Consider the following 23,414-nt stretch of genomic DNA (forward strand, 5'->3'; position numbering starts at 1 on the left):
ATAGTTACCCCCCGGCAAAGCCGGGGGTTCTTCATATGCGGGCAAAGCCCTGTTTTTCTGGCGGCGCCTCAAGGCGCTGGTACGGTCTGCCACTTGCAAGGGTTTGTTACTTGCTACCCGTAAACGGGTCGACGTACTCTTTGAGCGTCATCTGATCTTCAATCTGGTCTTCTGCCAGCTGATTTTTGATATACTCGGCAATTGCTTTGTCATTCTTTCCTGCCGTGTCTACAAAATATCCTCTGCACCAGAATGTCCGGTTCCCATACTTGTATTTTAAATTTGCATGTCTCTCAAAGATCAACAGTGTGCTCTTTCCTTTGAGAAATCCCACGAATCCTGAAACACTTATCTTCGGTGGTATCTTTACCAGCATGTGGATATGATCCAGACACACCTCTGCTTGTATAATTTCTACTCCTTTCCAATTACACAACTCCCTCAATATTTTTCCTATTTCCACTCGCATATTTCCATATGCTACTTTCCTACGGTACTTGGGTGCAAATACGATATGGTATTTGCAATTCCAGCTCGTATGGTTTAAACTATCTATGTCGTTCGTCTTCATGCGAATGTCCTCCTTTTGATATGTCTTGCTGCAGTTGGCAGACCGCAGCTTCATTATATCAAAAGGAGTTTTTTTACTATACTCACCGCTAAAGCTTTTTTGAACTCCCCGGCATAGCCGGGGGTTTTCGTATTACAAAAAGGAAGTGTTTTCAACCATTTGTTAACAAGCGGTTGAAAGCACTTTCCTTTCTACTGATTGTAGATGTTTGGATTGTGTGTTTAGAGGATGAGCTCCAGGAGCATTCGGTTTAAACGACAGTAACCTTTCCAAATTGAACAGGACGGCTCAAACGCCCCAGTCGGATTCGGGATTCTCCGTCACGGTAATTCTCCCACATGCTGGCCATGTGAATCTGTGAATTCTCATACGTTTTAAAATAATACTCGCAGGTCTTGGTGTTCAAAAATACCGTGTACCGTGTGTAATCAAATGTCTCGCGGTTGCTGATCACCGCGCCCTTCGGGATGGATACGCTCTCCATCACATGGAAGCAGGACATTACCGTTTCTTCCTTGGTCTGTGGGACGGGCAGGTGTGTTTTCAGGTAGGCCGCGCGCGCAAAGCGCTCGGGGGAGGTGTATCCGCCGGGTAAAAGCGAGGTTCCCGCACCCTGGCCGAACGGCTTTAACGTGAGATTCCCCCACTGGTTCTCCGTCGCCTGCCGGGGCGATACCTGCGCGTAGGTTTTTAAATTCGTCATGTGCCACGGGAATTCCGGGCTGTTTGCCATCACGCCGATGGGGTTTGGGTATACCCGTGTGCCCTGCTCTGTGCGCTCGACGACAACGCTTTTCCCGCTGCGGTCTGTGGCGATCCAGTGAAGCGGGGCGGCCGTATTTGTCACCGGGTCCGGCACGCCGATGATCGAAACCTGTGAAACCAGTTTTTCCACATCCTCTACAGAGGTGCAGTTTGCCAGCATGTAATGGAGAAAGTCCATCGAGGCCACAGGCATTTTCCCCGGCATCGGTTTTGTTTCGTATGCCGCGTACCCGGCAAAATACAGAGAAGCTGCGGCGAAGCCTTTTTCATTCACGCCGTCATAAAAAGCCATCAGGGGGCCATCCTCCTGCCCTACGCCAATGATGGCATACAGATTGTGCATTCTCTGACCGCCACAGGCGCCGTTCCACACATAATTTCGCGGCAGCACATACAGCTCCGGCTCAATATCGTAAGAAAAATCCATGGTTCGTCCAAAAAAGTTTTCTCCCTGCGCATTCAGCAGTGTGATCGATGTACACATATCGGCTTTCCATCCTCTCGTCAATCAGATAAAAATCACAGCCTGCAAATGGCAGGCTGCTGGTTTGAGTTTTTTTAGTAACTGTGGGTTCCCTGATGCCATTATAATCCGCGGGCGGAATTTATGTGAAGCCTCATCCGCCGGCTTTGGCATCCCGGTGATTATTCTGTTCCATCTTTTGCGGGGGATTTCGGTTCTGATGGCTTTTTCACAGCCCGCTGGTCGCGCAGCCGCTGAAAGAATTCTGTGAGAACTTCGCCGCATTCCTCGCGCAGAACACCGGATACCAGCTGGGGATGGTGGTTGTACGGCAGATCAAACAGATTGACAATGGAGCCGCAGGAACCGGCTTTGGGGTCGCTGGCGCCGAAGATCACCCGAGCAATTCGGGCGTTCAGAATCGCGCCCGTGCACATGGGGCATGGCTCTAAGGTGACATAAAGATCGCATTCCCACAGCCGCCAGCCATGAAGCGCGCGGCACGCGGCGTCGATCGCCTCAATCTCCGCATGGCAAAGGGCATTTTTGCAGGCTTCCCGGCGGTTCCGACCCTCCGCAATGATTTCATCCCCCCGCGCAACAACGGCGCCGACGGGGACTTCGCCCTCCAGTGCGGCCTGCCGCGCCAGCTCGAGCGCACGGCGCATCATTTTTTCATCGCGTTCCAGATTTGTCATGTCAATAGGTCTCCAGAACGTAAACCGCGCTGACCAGTGAAAGCAGAATCAGAGCGACGGCGCCCGGGTTCCACAGCGTGGTGACAAATTTCTGCGAGGTTGAAAGCGCGGAGTTGTAGTTATCCAGCCGGAACAAGCTTTTGTTGCGGCGGGACAGAAGAATCAGCGCCCCGACACCCGCCAAGGCTGAGCCGATAAAGTAAATGGTATAAGCGGTAGAGGCGGTCGCCTGATCGGTATAAAACTGAGAAAGCTGGAACAGAACCGAGGTTCCATTATTGATGAAATGGATCAAAACCGCTACCCACAGGTTGCCGGTTTTGACGACGGCGAATGCCAGCACCAGGCCGCACGGGAACGCAAACACCATCTGAGCGAAATTGCCATGGTAGAGCGCGAACAGAAACGCAGAGCCGAAAATTGCCGCTGTATCGCCAAACTGACGCAGTCCGCTTAAAATTGCGCCGCGGAAGATCAGTTCCTCTGTAAGGGGAGGAATCACCGCCAGCGTCAGAAAAAACAGTACCTGAATGAAGGGATCCTCATTCAGGGGAAGATCGGGTATGTTGCCGCTGTACCCCATGGACTTGAAAAAGGATACCACCATGCTGGAGGGAATGTTTGCGGTGGTGCAGACCCCTACGCCGAACAGAATCATCCAGAAGGCGGCCATGGGCCGAACCGGCTCAAATGGCAAAGCTTGTACGGGTGAAATACGGCGAATTCCCCAATATAGGAGCACCGGCAGCGTGAGGCCGACAAGATACAAAGACGCATAGGACAAAAAGTACAGGATGGGAGGAACTCCCTGAAACGCATCGAGCGGGTAACCCATGAGGCCCAGCTCGCGCAGATAAATTCGTGACAGCAGTGATAAAACCGCCACAAGTGCCTGAATCGCAATTAAAACAATGCAAAGGCGGTTCGCCTCCCAGCGAAGAGCCTTCTTTTCCTGCCCGGCGGAGTACCGGCTGAAATCGGTGGGGAAGCCGGTGGCTGGTTGATTCATGCTAACTCTCCTTTAATATGCAAAACACCCCGCGGCGGGGTGAATAGCGGACCCGACGTGAAACAGTACCCGGGATCGATATCAGTAAAATGATGCTATCATCAATGATCAAACCGATTGATGATAATTCTACCCGGATTTCTGAGACGACTCAACCACCCAAGGCTTTGCCTTGATTTGCGGTGTGAGGTTGTTAGAATATCCTATGGCTGTTTCTTCTTTCTTAGAGTGAGACAAAATATGATTCCCTCTAAGGTGGATGTTTCAATGTTCTCTCAGCTGACCGAAGCTCTGCTTCGGCGTGCAGTGTGAAGTAATTATAACATATAAAAAAGCAAATTGGAACCACAGCGGTGAAATTTGGGGGCGCAGCCGCGGCTGCTATAAACCGTGCCCACAGATGCAAAAGGTGCGGTCTGCAGATGGCAGCGCGGGGCATCCCTTATGACTGCTCTATTTCATCCAATAGCGAAAGCGCGCTCACGCGAACGTCGGCACAGGCGTAAATGCCCCGCTGGGCGCGTTCTGCTGCCAGGCGCGCGTGCGTGGCGGCAGATACATATTCGTGGTGCTGCGCAAACTGTCGCGCCAGCATCAGGTGGGCACGGGCTGCAATCGCGTCGCTTTCGTCGTGCAGATCGTAAATGAAATCCCCCACAAGAGAGAGGGCGCGTTCCGCCTGCCCCTGCGCCAGGGCAGTTTTCGCCTGCGTCAGCGTTTCAATGGGGTCGTCCCCCGGAACGAGCTGGCTCATCGGAACAGACAGAACCTTAGATAAATACTCCAGTGTTTTCATGGAGGGGGTCGCCGCGCCGCTTTCGATTTGGCTGAGCATATTGCGTGTAATAAAGTCGCCGACCACCTCGCTCTGCGTCAAGCGCTTGGCAAGGCGGGCTTCCCGTATCTTTCGGCCAAGTTTCTGTGCATCCATCCCAGTCACCTCTGTGCTGCGTACGTAAATTTTATTTACATCAGTATAGCAATCTTTTTACGGTTTTTCAACTGAATATCTCAAAAAATCCGAAAAGGTCTGCTGTGAATAACGATAAAATCAATTGACACATATTCACCGGAGTGGTATACTAAAAGTAAATTACATTTACGTTGAGGTGAGGAATATGCAGGAGTGGTGGGGAACTCTGGATTTGCTTTCGCAGGTATTATACTGCATTGCCGTGCCGTCGAGCGTTATTTTATTGATCCAGATCGTGATGACGATTGTCGGCTTTGGCCAAAGCGGCCCGGGGATCAATCCGGATGACCTCTCCGGCCTTGACAGCCTTGGGGATTCGGTCGATTTCGATGTGGACATCAGCGGGGATGCGGGGCTGGATTCTGCTGACCCCGGCACGGGGGACGGCGGAAGTCCCGGCGATTTGGGCGCGCTGCACCTGTTTACGCTGGAAGGGATTGTGGCGTTTCTCGCTGTTTTCAGCTGGACGGCAATTCTTGCGTATCAGTCCGGCGTAGCAGGAACGCTTTCCGTGTTCATTGGCGCTGTTCTGGGCGCGCTGGCCATGTATGGCGTGGCAAAGATCATTCAGCTGACGGCGCGCCTGGCCTCGAACGGGACGCTGCAAATGCGCAACGCCCTGGGGCAGACGGCGACGGTGTATCTGATGATTCCGGCGCGGGGAGCCGGGCAGGGAAAGGTAAATCTGACGGTGCAGGAGCGTTTTATCGAAGCCTCCGCCATCACGGACGGAGCGGTCAGTTTGCCGAGCGGGGCGTTTGTGCGGGTAGTGGATGTTCGCGCGGACAATGTTCTTGTTGTGGAGCAGGAGGAGGAAGAGCCCTCTGATCCTGCGCAATGACAGGAACAATATGAAAATATAGAAATCGGGAGGTCTTTTTATGGGAATTGAAATTATTGTAGCAATTACGATCATTGTGGTTGTGCTTTTCGCCGCTTTGATCGGTGTGCTCTCACGCTACCGCAAATGCCCGTCCGACAAGGTTCTGGTCATTTACGGAAAGGTTGGGAACGACACGTCGGGGCAGATGCGGTCCGCGAAATGTATTCACGGCGGCGCGGCTTTCATCATCCCCATCATTCAGGCGTACCAGTATATGGATTTGACGCCGATCTCCATTAATGTTGACCTGAAGAACGCTCTGTCCAAGCAGAACATCCGGGTGGATGTGCCTTCGCGCTTTACCGTCGGCATTTCCACAGAGCCGGGGATCATGCAAAACGCGGCGGAGCGGCTTTTGGGACTGAAGCTGGTGGAGATTCAGGAGCTGGCGAAGGATATTATTTTCGGTCAGCTGCGTCTGATCATCGCGACAATGGACATAGAAGAGATCAATACCGACCGCGACAAGTTTTTGCTTGCGGTGTCGAATAACGTAGAGATCGAGCTGAAGAAAATCGGCCTGAGGCTCATCAACGTGAACGTGACGGATATCAACGATGAATCCGGCTATATTGATGCGCTGGGCAAGGAAGCGGCGGCCAAAGCCATTAACGACGCGAAAAAGAGCGTGGCGGAAAAGAATCGCGACGGTGAAATCGGCCATGCAAACGCCCTCAAGGATCAGCGCATTCAGGTGGCTGCGGCGGATGCCACTGCCATTCAGGGTGAAAACGACGCAAAAATAGAGGTTGCCCAATCGGATGCAAACCGGCGCGAAAAGGAAGCCGAGGCACTGCGCCAGGCAACGGCTGCGGAAAAGGTGCAGGCGGCTATGGCGCTGCAGGAGGCTTACGGTGCGCAGCAGCGCGCGGAGCAGCAGCGCGCCGAGCTGGTTCGGGCTTCTCAGCAGGCAGATATCGTCGTAAAGGCCGAAATCGACAAGCAGCAGAAGGAAATTGCGGCCGAAGCAGAGGCAGAGGTAACCCGCCGTAAGGCCAGAGGTGAGGCGGACGCCATCTATGCCAGAATGGAGGCGCAGGCAAGAGGCGTTGAGGAAATCCTGACCAAACAGGCAGCCGGTATGCAGCAGCTTGTCAGTGCGGCAGGCGGTGATCCGGATGCGGCGGTCAAGTTTATCATCGCCGACAAGCTGGAGCAGCTGGTGCAGCTTCAGGTGGACGCCATCAAGAATATCAAGATCGACAAGGTCACCGTATGGGACAGCATGGGCGGAGAAAACGGCTCCCCGACCACGGCCAATTTTCTCTCCGGTATGCTGAAATCCATTCCGCCGATGAACGAACTGTTCCAGCAGGCGGGTATGACATTGCCGAACTTCCTCGGCACAGATTCTACGCCGGCTGGTGAAGCCGCTCCGGCTGCCCCGGAAGAAAAACAGGAAGAAATGACGACCACCCCCTCATAATAGAGAATGTTAAAATATGGCCGGGGCTCAAAAGCCCCGGCCTATTGTATGAAACCCTCCTGTCGCGGACACAAGCTGCGATGGGAGGGTTTTCTACGTGCCGATAAAGATGCTACACACCCTGGTGGAATATGCGTTGCGCGCGCAGGTTCGGCCTGCCGTGAGTGTAACACACGAGCGGTCAGGAGGAGCGCGCACAAGTGAAATTGGAAGGTGACACGCTGTGCGATCGCTGCTGTGAATATAAAAAAGACCGCCGGGTTCTTGCCAAGATAGGGGTACCGGCAAGAGGCCCGGCGATCCGGCTGCGGGATCAGTCTGCACGCGTCAGCATCCAGTTTAGCCGCGCGGCGGTTAAAACAAGGGGAGTGGCAGCTGACGTACCGCAGGGTAATCGGTTATTTTTTCTCATTCATGGAGTCCAGAATCGCATCCACCAGAGTATCCAGCTCCACTTCCTTATCCTCGCCAAGGGCAGACGCCATGCTGACGCGCTCATTGAGCACGGTCATATCCTTCATTTCTTCCGTGAGGAACTTCTGCATCAGATCGCCGGACTTGCAGGCCCAGGAGCCGTTTTCAACAATGGCGACGGTGCGCTTCTGCACGTTCAGAGCCTTCATATCCAGCAGGTAGTTGTGCATGGCAGGGTAAATACCCAGGTTATAGGTGACGGAGGCCAGCACCAGATGGCTGTATTTAAAGGTTTCGGAGATCAGCTGAGACACGTTGGTAGAGGAAACGTCGTACAGCGCGACGTTTGTCATGCCCTTGTCGCACAGCCTTGCAGCCAGCGCCTGTGCGGCGGATTCGGTGTTGCCGTACATGGAGGCATAGACGACCAGAATGCCTTTCTCCTCCGGCTCATAGCGGCTCCAAATATCGTATTTCTGAATAAAGTACATCAAATCCTTACGCCACACGGGGCCGTGCAGCGGGCAGATGTATTTGATCTGGTCAAGTATCCCGCCGGCCTTTTTCAGCAGCAGCTGAATGTGCGGGCCGTATTTGCCGACGATGTTCGTCAGGTACCGGCGGGCATCGTCCAGCCAGTCGCGGTCAAAGTTGACCTCGTCCGCGAAGAGCTTTCCGTCCAGAGTGCCGAAGGTGCCGAACGCATCGGCGGAGAACAGAACGCCGTTGGTGGTATCGAACGTGACCATGACCTCGGGCCAGTGCACCATAGGCGCGAATACAAAGGTGACGGTGTGCTTGCCGAAGCTGAAAGTGTCGCCTTCGTTTACCTCGATGATCTTGTGGGAATCCACGTGGAACCCGAACTGACGCATCAGCATGAACGCCTTTTCGTTGCTGATCAGCGTTACATCCGGCCAGCGGAGCAGGATTTCATCGATGGAAGCGGCGTGGTCCGGCTCCAGATGGTTGATGACGAGGTAATCCAGCGGGCGGCCCTTCAGCACATGCTGCGCATTTTCTACCAGCTGGCGGCAGGCGGACCAGTCCACCGTATCGAACATCACGGTTTTTTCATCCAGCAGAAGATACGAATTGTAGGTAACGCCTCTGGGGATGGGATATGCATTTTCAAACAGGGCGAGCCGGTGATCGTTGGCCCCGACCCAGTATAAATCTTCGGTTACATTTCTGACGCAATACATAAATTTTTCCTCCCTCTGACATTATGCCTCAATAAACTGATCCTTCGGCTCGGCGCACTCGGGGCAGACCCAATCCTCCGGCAGGTTCTGGAACAGGGTGCCGGGTGCGATTTCGCTTTCCTCATCGCCCAGCTCCGGCACATACTCGTAGCCGCAGCCGCTGCAGACGTAGCGGGGGCCGATGGGTTCGGGTCTTGGCATTTGCGGGCGCTTCATCTTTATCATGGGCGGGGCCGGCTGCTTTTCAGCGGTGCCGAGGGCCTCGGCCAGCAGGGGCAGGATCTCGTTGACATCGCCGACGATGCCGTAGTCGCAGTTTTTGAAAATGGGAGCGTTGGCGTTCTTGTTGATCGCCACAATGATCGAGGCGTCTTTGATGCCCTTCAGGTGCTGAGTCGCGCCTGAAATGCCGCAGGCAATGTACAGGTTGCCGGTGAACTTCTGGCCGGACATGCCGACATAGCGGTTGAGCGGAACATATTTGAGCGTTTCCGCGACCGGGCGGGAAGAACCGACGGCGGCTCCCGCGGCCCTGGCCAGGTTTTCAATCAGCTTCATGTTCTTCTTGTCGCCGATGCCCTTGCCGGCGGAAACAACGCGCTCCGCTCTGGCAATGGGGGTATCCATCGGAATGCCGACTGTAAAGTCGAAGCCGTCCTTTTTCAGGGCTTCCGCCAACGCCTGCACCTGCTCTTTGGAGTCGCCCTCGCGGAACAGTACCTTTTTGCGCACGCCGGTGATGGGAGCGGGCTTCTGCATGCGGCGGTCGGCCCCGCCGGCTTTTTTCGGCGGCTTGCCCAGAATGTGGGACGCGATGACGACGCGCTGAATCTCGTTGGTACCCTCGTAAATAGTGGTGATCTTGGCGTCGCGGTACATCCGCTCCACTTCCATACCCTTCAGGTAGCCGGTGCCGCCGAAAATCTGGAGCGCGTCGTTTGTGACTTCAAGCGCAATGTCGGAGGCATATTGCTTGGCCATGGCCGACTCCATGCCGTAAGGCTCGTGGTTTTCCTTCATCTCTGCGGCGGAGTAGATCAGCAGCCGCGCACAGCGCAGCTTGGTTGCCATATCAGAAAGCTTGAAAGAGATGGCCTGCTGGAAGCCGATGGGCTTGCCGAACTGAACGCGCTCTTTGGCGTAATCCACCGCCTGCTCGAACGCGCCCTGCGCGATGCCAAGCGCCTGAGAGGCGATGCCGATACGGCCGCCGTCGAGCGTGGCCATCGCGATTTTAAAGCCGTCGCCCTCTTTGCCGAGAAGGTTCTCTTTGGGAACCTTTACGTCGTTGAAAATCAGCTCAGCGGTGGAGGAGGAGCGGATGCCCATCTTGTCGTAATGATCGCCGAATTCAAAGCCCTTCCAGCCCTTTTCTACAATGAAGGCCGAAATTCCGTGTGTACCAATGTCGGGGGTGGTCACTGCAAAGACCACGTAAGTATCTGCCTTGGGGGCGTTCGTGATGAAAATCTTGCCGCCGTTGAGCAGGTAATAATCGCCCTTATCTACGGCGGTGGTTTCCGTTCCGCCGGCATCCGAGCCCGCGTTCGGCTCTGTGAGTCCGAAGGCGCCGAGCTTTTCGCCCTTACATAACGGGATTAAGTACTTTTTCTTCTGGGCTTCGGTGCCGAAGGCGAAAATAGGCCATGTGCCTAAAGAGGTATGTGCCGAAAGAATAACTCCGGTTCCGCCGTCTATGCGGGAGAGCTCTTCTACGGCGATGGCATAGCTGATGATATCCAGTCCCAGGCCGCCCCATTCCTTGGGGTAAGGGATGCCCAGCAGTCCCATTTTTCCCAGCTCGGCGACTGCTTCCGCCGGGAATTCATTTTCCTTGTCCAGCAGGAAGGTCAGGGGTTTGACTTTCTCCTCTGCAAAGTTCCGGACCTTCGCCCGGAGTTCCTCGTGCTGCTGTGTGGTCTTGAATAACATATTGCTTCCTCCTTTTGCGACTGTGTATCGTTAGAGTTTTGCTGACGGTAAGAGAGGGAAGGGTCAGCTGCCAAATAAAATATCTTTCAGGGCATGGGAATCCAGCTCGCGGTTGATTGCCTGCTGAATCTGCGCAAGATGGATGTGTGCCTTGCAGATCTCGCCCCCGTGCGCGCGCCGCCACTGGCACTCGTAGCCGGGAGCGGTGCAGGCGCTCACGGTGGCGTCCCGTTCCATTGCACGGATGAGCTGGAACAGCGTGACGCTGCTGAGGTCGGCGTCCAGGGTACAGCCGCCGTCGGCCCCGCGCGCGATTTGAACAAAGCCCGCTTTGTGGAGCTTTTTCAATATTTTATAGGCAAACTGTTGGGGGATCTGCTCATTTGCGGCCAGCTCTGAGGCAGTCAGACGATCGCCGCCTGCCAATGCGCGCAGAATTCGCAATGCATAGTCGGTCTCTTTTGTGATGAGCAAGGTGCCACCTCCACTTTCTGTCTGCATTCTAGCAAACTGGATAATTTTTGTCAAGATTAATTTAAGGAAAAAGCTGTTTTTGCAGATATCATTTTTCAAAATTTTATCTATTTATTACAAATAAAGCAATATGTGTGTCCTTTCCGGGGAAATGGATCCCCGTATTTCGAGAATCTTGGCAGGAATCGGGGTGGTAAAATGGAGATAGGAGGCGGACTCGCACAGCGATTTGCAAAAAATGCCGGCCGGCCCCATTTTGAATGAGACCGGCCGGCATTAGGAAGAACTCAGTGCGGCGGTTCAGCGGAAGGTGGAACTTTCCTCACCGCTGTTCCCGCGTTACGGGGTGACAAGCCGGGTTGGGAAGTCGTTGGTATTGTAGGCCATCGTGACAGATGCACCGGAGGCTTTTGTGATTTTCACCATCAGGCGCTGGCCGGAGAATGTCGTTTTGCCGACGTTGCTGAAGGTGTATTGAGACGGATGGTTCCCGGTGCCCGTAAGGGAGACGTCTTTGGTCTGTGAACCGATCAGTGTGGCGTTCCCGCCGTTGAGATCTGTCTTATACAGTTCCACGGTCACATTAGAGGCACCCGCGGGCGCGGAGCTCCAAAGGGTGAAGTCCCAGTTTCCGGCAGCATACGCGCCGTTTAACTCGGGGCTGTACCAATAAGCGGGAGCAGAGGTGATTTCACGGATCGGCTGCCAGCCGGTGAGTCCGCTGTTGGTGGTCTGCAGGTTCTGGCCGCTGGGAGAAGTGCCGCTGACGTTCTGGTTGTACAGATGCCAGGTCGCGCTGGGCAGATCGGGAGAGGTGCCGCCGCCGGATTTGGTGAAGGGAATGGAGGCGACGAGCAGAACCTGATTGGAGGAATCCTTCAGCTCAAGCTGATAGGTGTAGCTTCCGGCCGCGATGTTGTTCAGATCAGCGTTTGCGGTCAGCGTCTGTGCATTGTTTGCCTGAGCGGTAAAGGTGGTGTCCAGAAGAGTGTAATTGGTGCTGCCGACCAGCTTCATTGTCGCGCGGATCGTTTTCCCCGGCAGGGTAGTGTTGACCTTTGCGTCGAAGGTGGCCTGCGTGCCCGAGGTGCTCTTGGTCAGGTAAGCTGCGGCGTTCTGATTCGCCTTGGTAACCTGGCTGAGCCCTACGGTAGGAGTATAATATTCTGTCCACTCTTTTTCCTCAAGGGGCTGCAGGGTTGCGTCGGCAAAGAACTCAAAGGAGTTGCCGCCCCACAGTTCGATATAAGGACGTGCGGAATTGCCATAAGAGGTTTCCGGGTTAACGGCGTAGCTCTGGTCATGTCCCCAGGTCCAGAGTTTCATGCCGGGTGTGGCGTTGGCATTGTCGGCGATGCGCAGGATTCCCTGCTCATTATCGTGGTTGATGACGCCCCACCAGTTGTCGGAAAGATCGTTCGCATAGGCAATGCCCATGTCGTCCCAATTCGAGAAATGCGCGAGGTTGTCAAACTTAAAGATGTGATTCGAAGCGTCTACCGCATCGTCCACGGTAGCCATCCAGGGCCACCAGTCATCTTTGCTCTTTACCTCGGTCATCGGGGCTACGATCTCCATGGAGGAGGAGCCGACGGTGTTGCCGGGGGTGGAACCTGGCGCCAGCGTGTTGCAGGTCCAGTATTCATATTTGACAGCCTGATTCTTGTTGTTCTTCAGATTGACCTTCATTTCTACGGTCGGCTTGTCCGCGTAAACCGTATACGTTACCTTGCAGGTGATGCCGGTCGCGCCGTTATCGAACTTGCCGGGGGTCGCTGCAAAATTAACATCGTCGGTTTTTGTCATCTGAATCGAAATTTTTTCGGAATCCTGTGCGACGACCTGGTAGCTCCAGGGAGTCAGCCAGTATTTTCCGTGCTCAGGCTCCGAGAAGGTCGGCATGATTCCGCCGTAAACCATCAGCCAGTTGTAGTAAAAATTGTATTCGTTGATCCCATAAGGCGTTCCGACGGGGTTCTGGTACAAAAGCTCTTTCCCGGTCGGCTTGTAAATCAGGGAAATCAGCCTCGCGCCGTAATCCGGCAGGAACGTAGCCTTAATATAGGAGTTCTCAATGACTTTGGTGTTCAAAACCTGGTTGACAATGCTGGAAGGATTCCCTGTCTGAAAGGAGTTGTCAGCGTTCAATGTAAAGTCAAAATGGCGGAAAGTGGTGGTGGAATCATATAGCGTCAGAGAAGAGCTTTCTTTGGCATCAGCAGCGAGAGCCACACTTGTGGTGGAAAACACCATCGTCAGGGCGACTGCTAAAACAGACAGTTTTTTAAGCCACGATTTCATGATTTTTCACGCTTCCTTTCTTTTGTCTCTAGCTTCATTCAACTAGGCGTCTCTGAGTTTACAAGAAGTTAGCACATGGGTATCACCTCCTTACTGTTCAGGATAAATATAAAATATTTACATTTATGGTATTTTTTGTAAATTTTTCTGATTTCAGTATACCTCATTTTTTCTCATTGTAAAGTACGCACATTTTTGTAACTATCACACTAACAAAAATGTGCGTACTTTACATTCGCCTCAAGAAGATTATAATAATATTAAAAACAAAACGGTAATTTTTTTAGTAAATATAACAAATTGCGTGCGTGCTTGTGTTTTGGGGGAAAGGAGGCAGAATCTTGGAGGACAGGTATCGTGTCCGGATGGAAGGGATCAAAAAAAGTTTTGGAGGCGTAAAAGCGCTGAGCGGCGTAAGCCTTGCGGTAAGGCCCGGTGAAATTCATGCGCTGGTGGGCGAAAACGGAGCCGGAAAGTCCACGCTGATGAAAATTCTGTCCGGCGCTTATCAGAAAGACGAGGGAACGATTGAGATTGACGGCGTACCGGTGGAAATCGGTTCCCCGCGCCGGGGAAAAGAGCTGGGGGTCGGGATCATTTACCAGGAATTTGAACTGGCCGGCGATTTGACGGTGGCCGAAAACATTTTTCTGGACCGGCTGAGCAGCGGCAAGCTGATCGACTGGAAACGCCTTTACGAAAAGGCCGAAGCTGTTTTACATAGTCTGAATTTCGACATTAACGTGAAAAGCCGTGTGCAGGATTTGAGCGTCGCGTACCAGCAGGTGGTCGAAATCGCAAAGGTGCTTTCGCAGAACGCAAAAATTCTGATTCTGGATGAGCCGACCGCCGTACTGAGCCCGAAGGAAACCGCAGCGCTGTTTGAAACGCTGAATAAGCTGCGCAGTGAAGGGGTCAGCATCATCTACATTTCTCACCGGATGGAAGAAATTTTTCAGATCGCCGATTCCATTACGATCATGCGCGACGGTGAGGTGACCGGCACGGGCCGGCGCGATCAGATGGAGATGAACCAGGTGATCGAGCTGATGATCGGCCGTAAGCTTTCCACCATGTTTCCGCCGCGCGCAGTCGAGATGGGCGAAGAAATTCTGCGGGTGGAGGAGCTGGAGGGCGAGGCCTTTCGCCGGATCAGCTTTTCTGTGCGCCGGGGCGAGGTGCTTGGCATTTCGGGCCTGGTGGGCAGCGGCAGAAGCGAGATTGTGCGCGCGATTTTCGGCGCGGACAGGAAGAAATCCGGGAAAGTGTATTTGAACGGACAAGAGGTCACGATCCATTCCCCGAAGGACGCCGTGAGGCTCGGGATCGGTCTCATTCCCGAAAACCGCAAGGAGCAGGGACTGGTGCTGGATTTTGCCATCAAGCACAACATCACCATGCCGAATATCCGCAGCGTTCGGGGGTTTCTTGGCGTCATCCGGCAGGGGCAGGAGAACCGTCTTGCACAGTCGCTTGTGGAAAAGCTGACGGTGAAAACAGACAGCATCGATGCGGCGGTGCATCAGCTCAGCGGCGGCAATCAGCAGAAGGTGGTGCTGGCCAAATGGTTCAACACCGATTCTCAGGTGATTATTTTCGACGAGCCGACGCGCGGAGTGGATGTCGGGGCCAAAATCGAAATCTATAATTTGATCAACGAGTTTGCCAAACGCAATCTGGGTGTGATCATCATTTCCTCTGAGCTGAACGAGATCATCGGCATGTGTGACCGAACGATTGTGATCGACAACGGCGAAAAAAAGGGAGAATTGAAAAAGGAAGAGCTTTCTGAGCTGAACATTATGAAACTAGCGGTTGGAGGGAATGCGAAATGAACCATTCTGCAGGCGACGATTTGAAGCTGCAAGGAGGACTGCGGGGAAAATTCACGGGGCAGGAACGTGCCTCCGAGCTTTTTAAGAAATACATAGCTCTTGTGGTGCTTTTGCTGCTGATCATCATTTCAAGTACGATATCGGACGCGTTTTTTACACAGAAAAACCTTTCGAACCTGCTGCGGCAGCTTTCGGGTACCACCATTGTCAGCATGGGTATGCTGCTGGTGATTCTGACCGGAGGAATCGATCTTTCGGTTGGATCGGTCGTTGCGCTGAGCGGCGTTCTGTTTGCTTATTTTGCAACCTTTACCAGCTTGCCGGTCGCGCTGTTGCTGACCTTCTTTTTCGCGGCGCTGTGCGGCATGATTTCCGGTTATTTTTCGGCGTTTCAGAACATGGCGCCGTTCGTGGTTACGCTGGCGATGATGTCCGCCGCGCGCGGCATTGCCTATATCGTTTCGAGGGGTACGCCGATCCCGATTCAGAGCCGGGCGGTTTCTATTTTCGGTCAGGGCTCCCTGTATTCCATCCCGTTTCCGGTGATCACGGCGCTTCTGGTATTTGTGGTGATCGCGTTTTTGCTCCGGTACACCAGCTTCGGCCGGTTTGTACAGGCGATCGGCAGCAACGAAACAGCGGTGCGCCTTTCCGGTATCCGGGTGAACTATTATAAGTGGATGGTCTATACCATTTCGGGCTTTCTGTGCGCGTTTGCCGGCATCATCAGCGACGGGCGCACCGGTGTGGGCTCGCCCACCATCGGCAGCGGAATGGAAATGGACGCGATCGCGGCCTGCGTGATCGGCGGCGCAAGCCTTTCCGGCGGGCGCGGCACGGCGATCAATACGCTGGTAGGCGTTCTGATCCTCGGGCTGATCGGCAACATTATGAACCTGATGAACGTGGCGGGTTACCCGCAGCAGGTCATCAAGGGAATCATCATTATTGTTGCGGTACTGCTGCAGGGCAGCCGCAAAAAGAATTAGCATGGCATTGGCAGGGGTTCGGCGAGTAGTGCCGCCGTTCAAATACCTGGATTCCCCTGCAAAGGGATAAAAACGCCCCACGCACTACCAAGGCGTTTTTCCCGGAGCGGGGATTCTGCGACAAACAAAACAGGTGTGAATCATTTGATAGGGAGGATTGTAGTAATGAAAAACAGGAAAAAGGTGGCGGGTGTGCTGCTCGCAGCCTGCATGATGGGAACATCCTTATTCGGCTGCGCGGGCGCAGTTTCGACGGGAGAAAAGCCGGCGGAGACTCCGTCGGGCGGAACTTCCTCTTCGGCGGAAACGAAAAAGGACGTAAAAGAGCTGAAAATCGGCCTTTCGATGCAAACGCTGGGCGGCGCGTATTTTGCCACGCAGGAAAGCTCCTTTAAGGAAGCCTGCGCCAAGCAGGGGATCACCTGCTTTACGGCGAACGCCGACGGTGATATGACGAAGCAGCAGGCCGACATTGAGGATCTGATTGCAAAGGGCTGCGATGTAATCGTGATCAATCCCAAGGACCCCAAGGGTGTGATTCCCGCAACACAGGAAGCGACCAAGGCCGGAATTGCGGTGTTTATTATGGATAACACGGCTGACCCCACGGCGGATTACATTGCGATGATCCAGTCGAACAACTACGAGCTGGGCAACAAGGTCGGCATCGACGTAGCCGAGCACTTCGGCGATAAGGAAATCAAGATCGGCCTGCTCAGCGGCAATCAGGGCAACGCGCTGGGCGTTGACAGAAGAATGGGCGTAATGAAGGGCATTCTTGAAACACAGCTCGGCAAATCCAACAAAACCAGCGTGCAGGTTCTGACACAGGGCTGGGGCAACTGGAACCAGGAGGGCGGCCTTTCCGCGGCAGAGGATATGCTGATGGCAGCCCCTTCCATTAACTGCATCGTCGCCGAAAACGACGATATGGCGCTGGGCGCGCTCAAAGCGGTTCAGGCGGCAAAGAGAAACGACATCGTGATCGTCGGCGCAGACGGCCAGAAGGAAATGTACCGCCTGATCAAAGAGGGCGGCCAGATTTTGGCTACCGGCAGAAACGACCCCAAGGAATGCGCAACGCTGACTCTGGAAACCGTGCTGAAATGGTACGGCGGCGAGAGCATTTCCAGAACGATTTATCTGGATCCGGTCAGCGTCAGCAAGAAGAACGTGGATAAGTATTACGACCCGAACGCTTCCTTCTGATCCCGCACAAAATTCAACAGACAGGTGAGGTGTCTTACATTGAAAATGTTTATCAATGGAGAACGCGTCGACGCAGGGGATGCGGCCACCGCAGATGTTCTGAATTCCGCAACGCAGGAATTTCTTGATACGATTCCGGTGGCGACTGCGGAGGATGTTCAGCGTGCGGTCGACGCGGCGCAGATTGGCAAGCGGGTTTGGGCGGCGACTCCCGTTCACGAGCGTTCGAGGATTCTGACAAAATGTGCGGATGCAATCGATGCCCGCAGGGAAGAGCTTGCTGTGAGCCTCTCTACCGAAATGGGCAAAATCATCCGCGAGGCGCGCGGCGAGATCCGCGTTTGCGCACAGATTTTCCGCGGTTTTGCGGAGGCCGCAAACCACCACTATGGAAAAACCATGACAGATTATCAGGTCGGTACGGAAAACGACATGATCTTTACCCAGCGGGAGCCGCTCGGCGTGGTCGCCTGTATCTCCCCATTCAATTACCCGGTGGAGCTCTGCTCGCAGAAAGCGGCAGCGGCTCTGGCGGCGGGGAACGCAGTCATTATTAAACCGGCCACAGATAATCCCCTGACGATTATGAAGATTGTGGAGCTTTGCCTTGAGTGCGGCGTTCCCGGCAACGTGCTGCAGCTGGTCACCGGCGGCGGTGCCGTGGTGGGCGATATGCTGGTCAACAGCGACGGGATCAACGCGATCAGCCTGACCGGCAGCACCGCGGTTGGCAGAGGCATCGCCAAAGCCGGAGCGGAAACCCTCAAGCGCATCTTCCTGGAGCTGGGCGGCAACGATCCCTTTATCGTGTTTGAGGACGCCGACATGGAGCTGGCTGTAGCCGACGCAGTGCAGGGACGTGTGCAGAATGCGGGCCAGACCTGCTGCGCGCCGAAGCGCTTTCTGGTGCAGAACTCCGTTAAGGAGGAGTTTATCCAACGGGTGATCCAAAGGCTGGAGAACCTGAAGCTGGGAAGCCCGCTTGATGAGGCGACCGAGCTCGGCTCGCTGATCAGCCCCAAGGCCGCGCGGGAAGTAAAACGGCAGGTAGATCTCACGGTGGCGCAGGGAGCAAAGCTTCTGTATGGCGGCGACCTTTATGATGAATCGTACTTTGAGCCGACCGTCCTCGATCAGGTGACACCCGAGATGGAGGTAGCCTGCAACATGGAAATTTTCGGGCCGGTGCTCCCAATCATCGGGTTTGACACGGAAGAGGAAGCAGTCCGGATTGCGAATCATACGATTTTCGGTTTGCAGGCCGGTGTGATGAGCCGCGACATGAAGAGGGTGATGCGCGTTGCATCGCAGCTGGAGTGCGGCGGCGTGGTCATCAATGGTTCGGGCAATTACCGCCATACCGACCAGCCCTTCGGCGGGTGGAAAATGAGCGGGATCGGCCGGGAAGGAATCAGCGTCACGCTGGATGAAATGACACAGGAAAAATCCTATATCCTGAAAAATGTTTTACGCGCATAAGCCTCCTGAGTGATAGCATAGATTGGACAAATGCCAAATAAGGCTCATTACAAATAGTAATGGGTCTTGTTTGGCATTCCTGCTTTAAAATATTCGGAGAATCCGCCTTATTTTTATTTACTTTTTCATAAAATTGCCTTATACTGGTAATACGGATTTTGAAAAAGGATGAAGACGAAAGATCTTCAGAAAAAGGGAGGCCATTGTTTTGGTACTGACGCTAAGGCAGAGTCTTCAAAAGCGGCTTTTAAACGGAGAGTATAACTGCGAAAAAGAGCTTACGCTCTCACTGATGAGCGGCAAGTGGAAAATTGTGATTTTGTGGCACCTTGGGCACGAGGGTCCGCTTCGGTACGGCGAGCTGTTCCGGCTGTTTAAGAACATCAGCAACCGGATTCTGACCAAGCAGCTGCGCGAGCTGGAGCAGGATGGAATTATTTACCGGAATGTATTTGATGAGGTTCCCCCCAGAGTCGAGTACCACCTGACGGAGCTTGGAAGAACGCTGGTTCCGATTGTGGATGAGATGTTTGAATGGGGAAAGACGAACATGCAGTATTATGCTGAGCTGGCCAGGAAGAATGTTCAGAGCGATCCCGGCTGTGAGGAAGCGGAGGACGACGAAGAAGAAGACTGACAGACGTTTTTTGTTCTTTCGGTCGAATCCGGCAATCAGAGATTGCTGTATCATAAAAATCAACAACAAAAAAAGTGCCGGAGAGAAACTCTTTCCGGCACTTTTTTGTGACAAGGCAGGGGAACGGTAGATGCGATGTGAGGGCCAGAGGCTGCTCATCATCCCTGATTTCAAGTTTTTCCGCGAAAAAGCTGAAATCATACGATTTTAATTGCCTTGAACACGCTTGGCTTTGACCAGCTCGATCGCCTCTTTGCCGCTGATGTGCTCAATCGTAAGCTCGATCATGCACAGGATGTGAAATTCCTTTTCAATTGCCTGCAGGCGGCGGCTTTCTTCATGACTGGGAGCATATCTTTCGGCCAGCATATCGATGGCGTTTCTTTTTTCTGTTTCCTCTTCTAAGATATGAGCTTTGCCAAAAACAATAACGCTTCGAAAATAGCTGGTGTATTCGTCCGGTATCACCTGATCCTGATCAATCACGCAAAACGATACTTTTGCATTTTTAGCAATCGCATCCAGCTTGTGCCCCGCTTTGGCACAGTGAAAGAAAATCTTGTTGTCGCGATATACATAACTGAGCGGAACAGCGTAGGGATAATCATCGTCCCCGGATACCGCTAACACACCTGACGTTCCCCGATTCAACACCTGAATGCATTCTTCTAAAGATAAAGCCTGTTTTTTACGACGCATTTCTCTAAACATATCGGCACCTCTTTCTGGTATAAAAAATAAAACGCCTGACACTCATTCCTTCAATGGCCTAATGGAATGAATGAAAGACGTTTACCCGGCGGCAAATTCAATATGAAATATACCATAATCCCATGTCTTTTTCAACTGTAAATCGATAACAGCGCAGATGGGATCGATCGCTTTGCATTTTATGAGGACCAGAAATAGTGAAAAAAACTTTTCTGTATTCGGGTTTTCCAGTCTTTCTGTTTTTGAATATTAAATTTTTCTCTCTTGACAAACATATCATAATGATATATCATTTCGATAGGTTGAGAAAAGCAGGTGTATATTGTGAAAGAGAATACAGGAATATCGAAATATGTCATGCTGGGGATGCTTGCGCGCATGCCACAGACTGGTTATACGATTAAAAAATGGATAGAGAACGAATACAGTCATTTCTGGCAGGAGAGCTTCGGTCAGATCTATCCCACGCTTAAGAAGCTGGTTGCAGAGGGGCTTGCCGTCAGCTCTGATCGTACACAGCCCGAAAACGGACGCGGGCAGATCGTATACAGCATTACCGACGCAGGCAGAAAAGAGCTTTCTGATTGGCTGCAAAAGGAGCCTGAAATCGAGAAGCTGCGGTACGAAATCTTACTCAAGATTTCCTTTGGGCAAAACACGGAGCCAGAGGTGCTACTTGGGCATTTGGACAGTTTCATCGGGCGGAATGAAAAGCTGGTCAAGGATATGAACGGATATATCGAGCTTTTCAAAGAGTTAAAGGAGAAAGAGGTTGACTGCTTCTACAGTCAGCTGACCGCACTCTGCGGCGTGTATATCTATTCCGCAATGAGGGACTGGGCAGTTGAAGCGAAGAAAATCATTTCTGAGAGGGGAGCTGATTCCTAACATGAGACAAAGGGCCCGCAAAGGCATCCTTGCTTTTTCCGCACTCATGTTTCCGCTGACCTTTTTCTTTTTGTCGCCGTTTGTGATTGTTCTGTCCGCTGCAAGTGGCATAGTGAACGGAAGCGCAATGGTTTTCGGACTGCTCCTGCTGTTTCCCATTTTTGGCAGCCGTATTTTCTGAGGATGGCTCTGTCCCGGCGGAGCATGGCAGGATTATATTTCTGGTGCAAATAACCGCAAATGGAACAGCAAAGGGAGGAACCTCTCCAAATACATCATCTGGGCGGTGTGGATTTCATTCATCGTGTTCCTCTGGTTCCAAAATCGCCCGCTCAAGGGGAATTTTCTGTATCTTGTGGATATCGATAAGCATTATATCATGATATACGCGATCGTCATGTCCATCATATACCTGTTCACACTCCTAACCGGCCGGCGCGGCATGTGCCACAGCCTTTGCTGGATGGCCCCGTTTATGGTAACGGGCGAGAAGCTTTCGGACCTTCTCCACATCCCGAGATTTGGACTGATGCCTGCCCCCAACACTTGTGTTTCCTGCGGGAAGTGCAGCAGCGTGTGTCCGATGGGTCTGAATGTGGCTGAGATGGTGAAATCCGGCCATATGGATTCCCCCGAATGTATCAACTGCCTTGAATGCGTCGACAGCTGCCCTAAAAAAGCCATCCGCTTCGGAATGTATCCGAAACAGAGATAACATACGGAAAAGGAGAATGACTATGAGCACTCTGGTGGTATATTTTTCGTTTAACGGCAACACAAAAATGATTGCGGAAAAGATTGCTGAGACAATAAACGCCGATGTCGTCGAGCTAAAAACAAGCAAGGAGTACCCGACAGAGGGATTCCGCAAATATTTTTGGGGAGGGAAGAGCGTTATTTTCGGTGAGGAGCCGGAGCTGACAAACGAACGCATCGACTTGAACCGGTATGATACCATAATCATCGGAACGCCTGTTTGGGCCGGATCATTTGCGCCGCCAATCAAAAGCTTTATCAGCCAATCGAAAATCTCTGGAAAGCGGATCGCTCTGTTCGCCAGCCATGGAGGGGGCGGAGCCGAAAAGTGCTTTACCAAGCTGAAGAAAGCGCTTCCCGGGAACGAGTTTCTAGGTGAAATTGATTTTGTTGAGCCAAAGAAGAAAACAGAGGAAAACGCTTTAAGAGCTGCCGAGTGGGCCAAGGGCCTGGCGATTTAACCCGCCGCGCCCAATTGTCTGCTGCTGGCTGTTTTTCGCTTATACACTGACGGAATGATTCTGTGATTCATGAAAAAAGCCGGCCCTCTTTCAGGGCCGGCTTTTTATAGTTAGGATTACAAGTTTAGATATCAATACCGATGTGCGCGGATCTAATATCCGCGGGTGTTTCTGCACCCGGATATCTGCCAAATGCTTTCAGATAAATTGCAAATTCAATTATTGATGTCTTTATCATGATACAGGACAATTTGGTTTTCAGTCAGCACGGTCTGCAAAGAATCGAGCATCTCGATCGATTGCGGAGCGGTTCTGCGCCCAAGCTCCTGCACTAACGCTTCAATCACCAGCATGGACGGAAGCCGCCCTGCGCGCGAGCTGACCACATTCGTTGAAATCGTGGCGTCGGCGTATTTTGCCATGGGGCTAAGCAACGTATTGGTAACCAGTACGATCGGAATCCCGTTTTTATGACATAAATACGCAAAGTCCACCGTTTTTTGTGTACACGGCCATTCCGAGATCACAAACAAAACGTCCGTCGGCTTCATGTGCAAAATATAGTCATATAAGTATTCCTGTGTGTCAGAAAGCTGCATGACCTTTCTGGAGAAGATGTGCACGGAGTCTTCAAAATATTTGGCGACCGCATAACTGCTGCGAAAGCCCAACAGAAAAATATGCTCTGCGTCCAGTAGCATTTGAACGGACTTTTCAAACTGCTGCGTGTTTACGCTGCCCATCAAGTCGGATGCAATGCGGTTGAGCATCTGCATGATGGTAGTCAGCGTGTTTTTTTCATTTTTAGGGTGTGCAAGCAGGGACTGCTTCATATTGGAATAAATTTCGGTGGTGCGGATAATGGTATCTTCCACAAGCGCTTTTTTGAATTCCTGATAGGATTCGTAATTCAGCTCTTTGATCAGGCGCATAACCGTTGTGGTTCCTACGCCTGCATTTTTCGCTAACTCCGCTACAGACATCGTAATGACCTGATTGTAGTTTAATACGATATATTCACAAAGCACACGCTGCTTTTTGGAAAGACGGTCTTTTACTCGAATAATCTGATTAAGGGCAGATTCTTCCATATATTTACACCTTATCCATAATCTGTATGATACTCTTTATTTTATAATTGATGATCTATTTTGTCAATCGAATAACATGAAATCAGCTTGTGGAATAGCGAGATTCAATTGTGTGGAAACGATAGATTTACATGAACGGCAAAGGGAATAACGATAATATTCGAATGATTTGCAAATTTATGATTTTTAGTAACAGGAATTCCTGAGAGAGCGGGGCAGCTGGAATATTCCGTAACAAAAAGGT

21 protein-coding genes are annotated in these 23,414 nt (G+C 52.4%); 10 read left to right on the forward strand and 11 right to left on the reverse strand.

Annotated elements, in window-relative coordinates; genetic code table 11:
• Positions 1–106: 106 nt before the first annotated feature.
• From tnpA to HMPREF1141_RS04395, 5 genes are all read right to left on the reverse strand, one after another.
• Positions 107–571, reverse strand: coding sequence for an IS200/IS605 family transposase (gene tnpA / locus HMPREF1141_RS04375; protein WP_035316352.1), 465 nt, complete (start codon positions 569–571; stop codon positions 107–109).
• Between the two features lie 250 nt (positions 572–821).
• A complete protein-coding gene (locus HMPREF1141_RS04380; protein ID WP_009061471.1) occupies positions 822–1,820 on the reverse strand; it encodes a choloylglycine hydrolase family protein in 999 nt (332 codons plus the stop codon).
• A 161-nt stretch (positions 1,821–1,981) separates the two neighbouring features.
• Positions 1,982–2,497, reverse strand: coding sequence for a tRNA adenosine(34) deaminase TadA (tadA, locus tag HMPREF1141_RS04385; protein ID WP_009061460.1), 516 nt, complete (start codon positions 2,495–2,497; stop codon positions 1,982–1,984).
• Between the two features lies 1 nt (position 2,498).
• Positions 2,499–3,506, reverse strand: a complete 1,008-nt coding sequence (locus tag HMPREF1141_RS04390; protein ID WP_009061509.1) for a type II CAAX endopeptidase family protein — start codon at positions 3,504–3,506, stop codon at positions 2,499–2,501.
• Between the two features lie 442 nt (positions 3,507–3,948).
• A complete protein-coding gene (locus HMPREF1141_RS04395; protein WP_009061486.1) occupies positions 3,949–4,437 on the reverse strand; it encodes a helix-turn-helix transcriptional regulator in 489 nt (162 codons plus the stop codon).
• Positions 4,438–4,624: 187 nt separating this feature from the next.
• On the opposite strand from HMPREF1141_RS04395, the gene HMPREF1141_RS04400 reads away from it, so the two are divergent.
• Together HMPREF1141_RS04400 and HMPREF1141_RS04405 are read left to right on the forward strand one after the other, a co-directional pair.
• Positions 4,625–5,320, forward strand: a complete 696-nt coding sequence (locus tag HMPREF1141_RS04400) for a hypothetical protein (RefSeq protein WP_009061522.1) — start codon at positions 4,625–4,627, stop codon at positions 5,318–5,320.
• Positions 5,321–5,360: 40 nt separating this feature from the next.
• Positions 5,361–6,788: a flotillin family protein gene (locus HMPREF1141_RS04405; protein WP_009061496.1), complete on the forward strand. Its 1,428-nt coding sequence runs from the start codon at positions 5,361–5,363 to the stop codon at positions 6,786–6,788.
• Between the two features lie 398 nt (positions 6,789–7,186).
• Here the strand turns inward: HMPREF1141_RS04405 and HMPREF1141_RS04410 are convergent, their stop codons facing one another.
• The 4 genes from HMPREF1141_RS04410 to HMPREF1141_RS04425 all read right to left on the reverse strand — a co-directional run bounded on the left by HMPREF1141_RS04410 (position 7,187) and on the right by HMPREF1141_RS04425 (position 13,114).
• Entirely contained in the window at positions 7,187–8,407 is a 1,221-nt protein-coding gene (locus tag HMPREF1141_RS04410; RefSeq protein ID WP_009061472.1) for an FprA family A-type flavoprotein, read from the reverse strand.
• Positions 8,408–8,428: 21 nt separating this feature from the next.
• Positions 8,429–10,339, reverse strand: a complete 1,911-nt coding sequence (locus HMPREF1141_RS17065) for an acyl-CoA dehydrogenase family protein (protein WP_009061498.1) — start codon at positions 10,337–10,339, stop codon at positions 8,429–8,431.
• A 63-nt stretch (positions 10,340–10,402) separates the two neighbouring features.
• Entirely contained in the window at positions 10,403–10,813 is a 411-nt protein-coding gene (locus HMPREF1141_RS04420) for an Rrf2 family transcriptional regulator (RefSeq protein WP_009061480.1), read from the reverse strand.
• 339 nt (positions 10,814–11,152) lie between these two features.
• A complete protein-coding gene (locus tag HMPREF1141_RS04425) occupies positions 11,153–13,114 on the reverse strand; it encodes a DUF5107 domain-containing protein (protein WP_009061488.1) in 1,962 nt (653 codons plus the stop codon).
• Between the two features lie 341 nt (positions 13,115–13,455).
• Here HMPREF1141_RS04425 and HMPREF1141_RS04430 point away from each other — a divergent pair, with 341 nt between their 5' ends.
• The 5 genes from HMPREF1141_RS04430 to HMPREF1141_RS04450 all read left to right on the forward strand — a co-directional run bounded on the left by HMPREF1141_RS04430 (position 13,456) and on the right by HMPREF1141_RS04450 (position 19,263).
• Positions 13,456–14,949, forward strand: a complete 1,494-nt coding sequence (locus HMPREF1141_RS04430) for a sugar ABC transporter ATP-binding protein (protein ID WP_009061527.1) — start codon at positions 13,456–13,458, stop codon at positions 14,947–14,949.
• Complete coding sequence (locus HMPREF1141_RS04435; protein WP_009061536.1) at positions 14,946–15,938, forward strand: ABC transporter permease; 993 nt, start codon at positions 14,946–14,948, stop codon at positions 15,936–15,938. Before HMPREF1141_RS04430 ends, HMPREF1141_RS04435 begins: the two co-directional genes overlap by 4 nt.
• A 165-nt stretch (positions 15,939–16,103) precedes the next feature.
• Entirely contained in the window at positions 16,104–17,147 is a 1,044-nt protein-coding gene (locus HMPREF1141_RS04440) for a substrate-binding domain-containing protein (RefSeq protein WP_009061504.1), read from the forward strand.
• A 45-nt stretch (positions 17,148–17,192) separates the two neighbouring features.
• Positions 17,193–18,626 carry an aldehyde dehydrogenase family protein gene (locus HMPREF1141_RS04445; RefSeq protein WP_242824558.1) on the forward strand — a complete coding sequence of 478 codons (1,434 nt, stop codon included), beginning with the start codon at positions 17,193–17,195 and terminating at the stop codon, positions 18,624–18,626.
• Between the two features lie 292 nt (positions 18,627–18,918).
• Complete coding sequence (locus HMPREF1141_RS04450) at positions 18,919–19,263, forward strand: winged helix-turn-helix transcriptional regulator (protein WP_187119611.1); 345 nt, start codon at positions 18,919–18,921, stop codon at positions 19,261–19,263.
• Between the two features lie 207 nt (positions 19,264–19,470).
• Here the strand turns inward: HMPREF1141_RS04450 and HMPREF1141_RS04455 are convergent, their stop codons facing one another.
• Positions 19,471–19,974: a pyridoxamine 5'-phosphate oxidase family protein gene (locus tag HMPREF1141_RS04455; RefSeq protein ID WP_009061519.1), complete on the reverse strand. Its 504-nt coding sequence runs from the start codon at positions 19,972–19,974 to the stop codon at positions 19,471–19,473.
• Between the two features lie 324 nt (positions 19,975–20,298).
• On the opposite strand from HMPREF1141_RS04455, the gene HMPREF1141_RS04460 reads away from it, so the two are divergent.
• The 3 genes from HMPREF1141_RS04460 to HMPREF1141_RS04470 all read left to right on the forward strand — a co-directional run bounded on the left by HMPREF1141_RS04460 (position 20,299) and on the right by HMPREF1141_RS04470 (position 22,079).
• Positions 20,299–20,862 carry a PadR family transcriptional regulator gene (locus tag HMPREF1141_RS04460; RefSeq protein WP_009061489.1) on the forward strand — a complete coding sequence of 188 codons (564 nt, stop codon included), beginning with the start codon at positions 20,299–20,301 and terminating at the stop codon, positions 20,860–20,862.
• A gap of 355 nt (positions 20,863–21,217) precedes the next feature.
• Positions 21,218–21,577, forward strand: a complete 360-nt coding sequence (locus tag HMPREF1141_RS16810) for a 4Fe-4S dicluster domain-containing protein (protein ID WP_155863493.1) — start codon at positions 21,218–21,220, stop codon at positions 21,575–21,577.
• Positions 21,578–21,599: 22 nt separating this feature from the next.
• Positions 21,600–22,079: a flavodoxin gene (locus HMPREF1141_RS04470; protein WP_009061462.1), complete on the forward strand. Its 480-nt coding sequence runs from the start codon at positions 21,600–21,602 to the stop codon at positions 22,077–22,079.
• 215 nt (positions 22,080–22,294) lie between these two features.
• On the opposite strand, the gene HMPREF1141_RS04475 is transcribed toward HMPREF1141_RS04470, so the two are convergent.
• Positions 22,295–23,170, reverse strand: a complete 876-nt coding sequence (locus HMPREF1141_RS04475) for a MurR/RpiR family transcriptional regulator (RefSeq protein ID WP_009061468.1) — start codon at positions 23,168–23,170, stop codon at positions 22,295–22,297.
• Between the last annotated feature and the right edge of the window lie 244 nt (positions 23,171–23,414).

Origin of the sequence: Clostridium sp. MSTE9 (assembly GCF_000277625.1) — a bacterium.
GTDB classification, from domain to species: Bacteria; Bacillota; Clostridia; order Oscillospirales; family Acutalibacteraceae; genus Faecalispora; species Faecalispora jeddahensis.

What these genes read in the sequence shown, in the direction of transcription:
- tnpA (WP_035316352.1), bottom strand. Translation starts at nt 571, where the DNA reads ATGAAGACGAACGACATAGATAGTTTAAACCATACGAGCTGGAATTGC.
- HMPREF1141_RS04380 (WP_009061471.1), bottom strand. Translation starts at nt 1,820, where the DNA reads ATGTGTACATCGATCACACTGCTGAATGCGCAGGGAGAAAACTTTTTT.
- tadA (WP_009061460.1), bottom strand. Translation starts at nt 2,497, where the DNA reads ATGACAAATCTGGAACGCGATGAAAAAATGATGCGCCGTGCGCTCGAG.
- HMPREF1141_RS04390 (WP_009061509.1), bottom strand. Translation starts at nt 3,506, where the DNA reads ATGAATCAACCAGCCACCGGCTTCCCCACCGATTTCAGCCGGTACTCC.
- HMPREF1141_RS04395 (WP_009061486.1), bottom strand. Translation starts at nt 4,437, where the DNA reads ATGGATGCACAGAAACTTGGCCGAAAGATACGGGAAGCCCGCCTTGCC.
- HMPREF1141_RS04400 (WP_009061522.1), top strand. Translation starts at nt 4,625, where the DNA reads ATGCAGGAGTGGTGGGGAACTCTGGATTTGCTTTCGCAGGTATTATAC.
- HMPREF1141_RS04405 (WP_009061496.1), top strand. Translation starts at nt 5,361, where the DNA reads ATGGGAATTGAAATTATTGTAGCAATTACGATCATTGTGGTTGTGCTT.
- HMPREF1141_RS04410 (WP_009061472.1), bottom strand. Translation starts at nt 8,407, where the DNA reads ATGTATTGCGTCAGAAATGTAACCGAAGATTTATACTGGGTCGGGGCC.
- HMPREF1141_RS17065 (WP_009061498.1), bottom strand. Translation starts at nt 10,339, where the DNA reads ATGTTATTCAAGACCACACAGCAGCACGAGGAACTCCGGGCGAAGGTC.
- HMPREF1141_RS04425 (WP_009061488.1), bottom strand. Translation starts at nt 13,114, where the DNA reads ATGAAATCGTGGCTTAAAAAACTGTCTGTTTTAGCAGTCGCCCTGACG.
- HMPREF1141_RS04435 (WP_009061536.1), top strand. Translation starts at nt 14,946, where the DNA reads ATGAACCATTCTGCAGGCGACGATTTGAAGCTGCAAGGAGGACTGCGG.
- HMPREF1141_RS04440 (WP_009061504.1), top strand. Translation starts at nt 16,104, where the DNA reads ATGAAAAACAGGAAAAAGGTGGCGGGTGTGCTGCTCGCAGCCTGCATG.
- HMPREF1141_RS04445 (WP_242824558.1), top strand. Translation starts at nt 17,193, where the DNA reads ATGTTTATCAATGGAGAACGCGTCGACGCAGGGGATGCGGCCACCGCA.
- HMPREF1141_RS04450 (WP_187119611.1), top strand. Translation starts at nt 18,919, where the DNA reads ATGAGCGGCAAGTGGAAAATTGTGATTTTGTGGCACCTTGGGCACGAG.
- HMPREF1141_RS04455 (WP_009061519.1), bottom strand. Translation starts at nt 19,974, where the DNA reads ATGTTTAGAGAAATGCGTCGTAAAAAACAGGCTTTATCTTTAGAAGAA.
- HMPREF1141_RS04470 (WP_009061462.1), top strand. Translation starts at nt 21,600, where the DNA reads ATGAGCACTCTGGTGGTATATTTTTCGTTTAACGGCAACACAAAAATG.
- HMPREF1141_RS04475 (WP_009061468.1), bottom strand. Translation starts at nt 23,170, where the DNA reads ATGGAAGAATCTGCCCTTAATCAGATTATTCGAGTAAAAGACCGTCTT.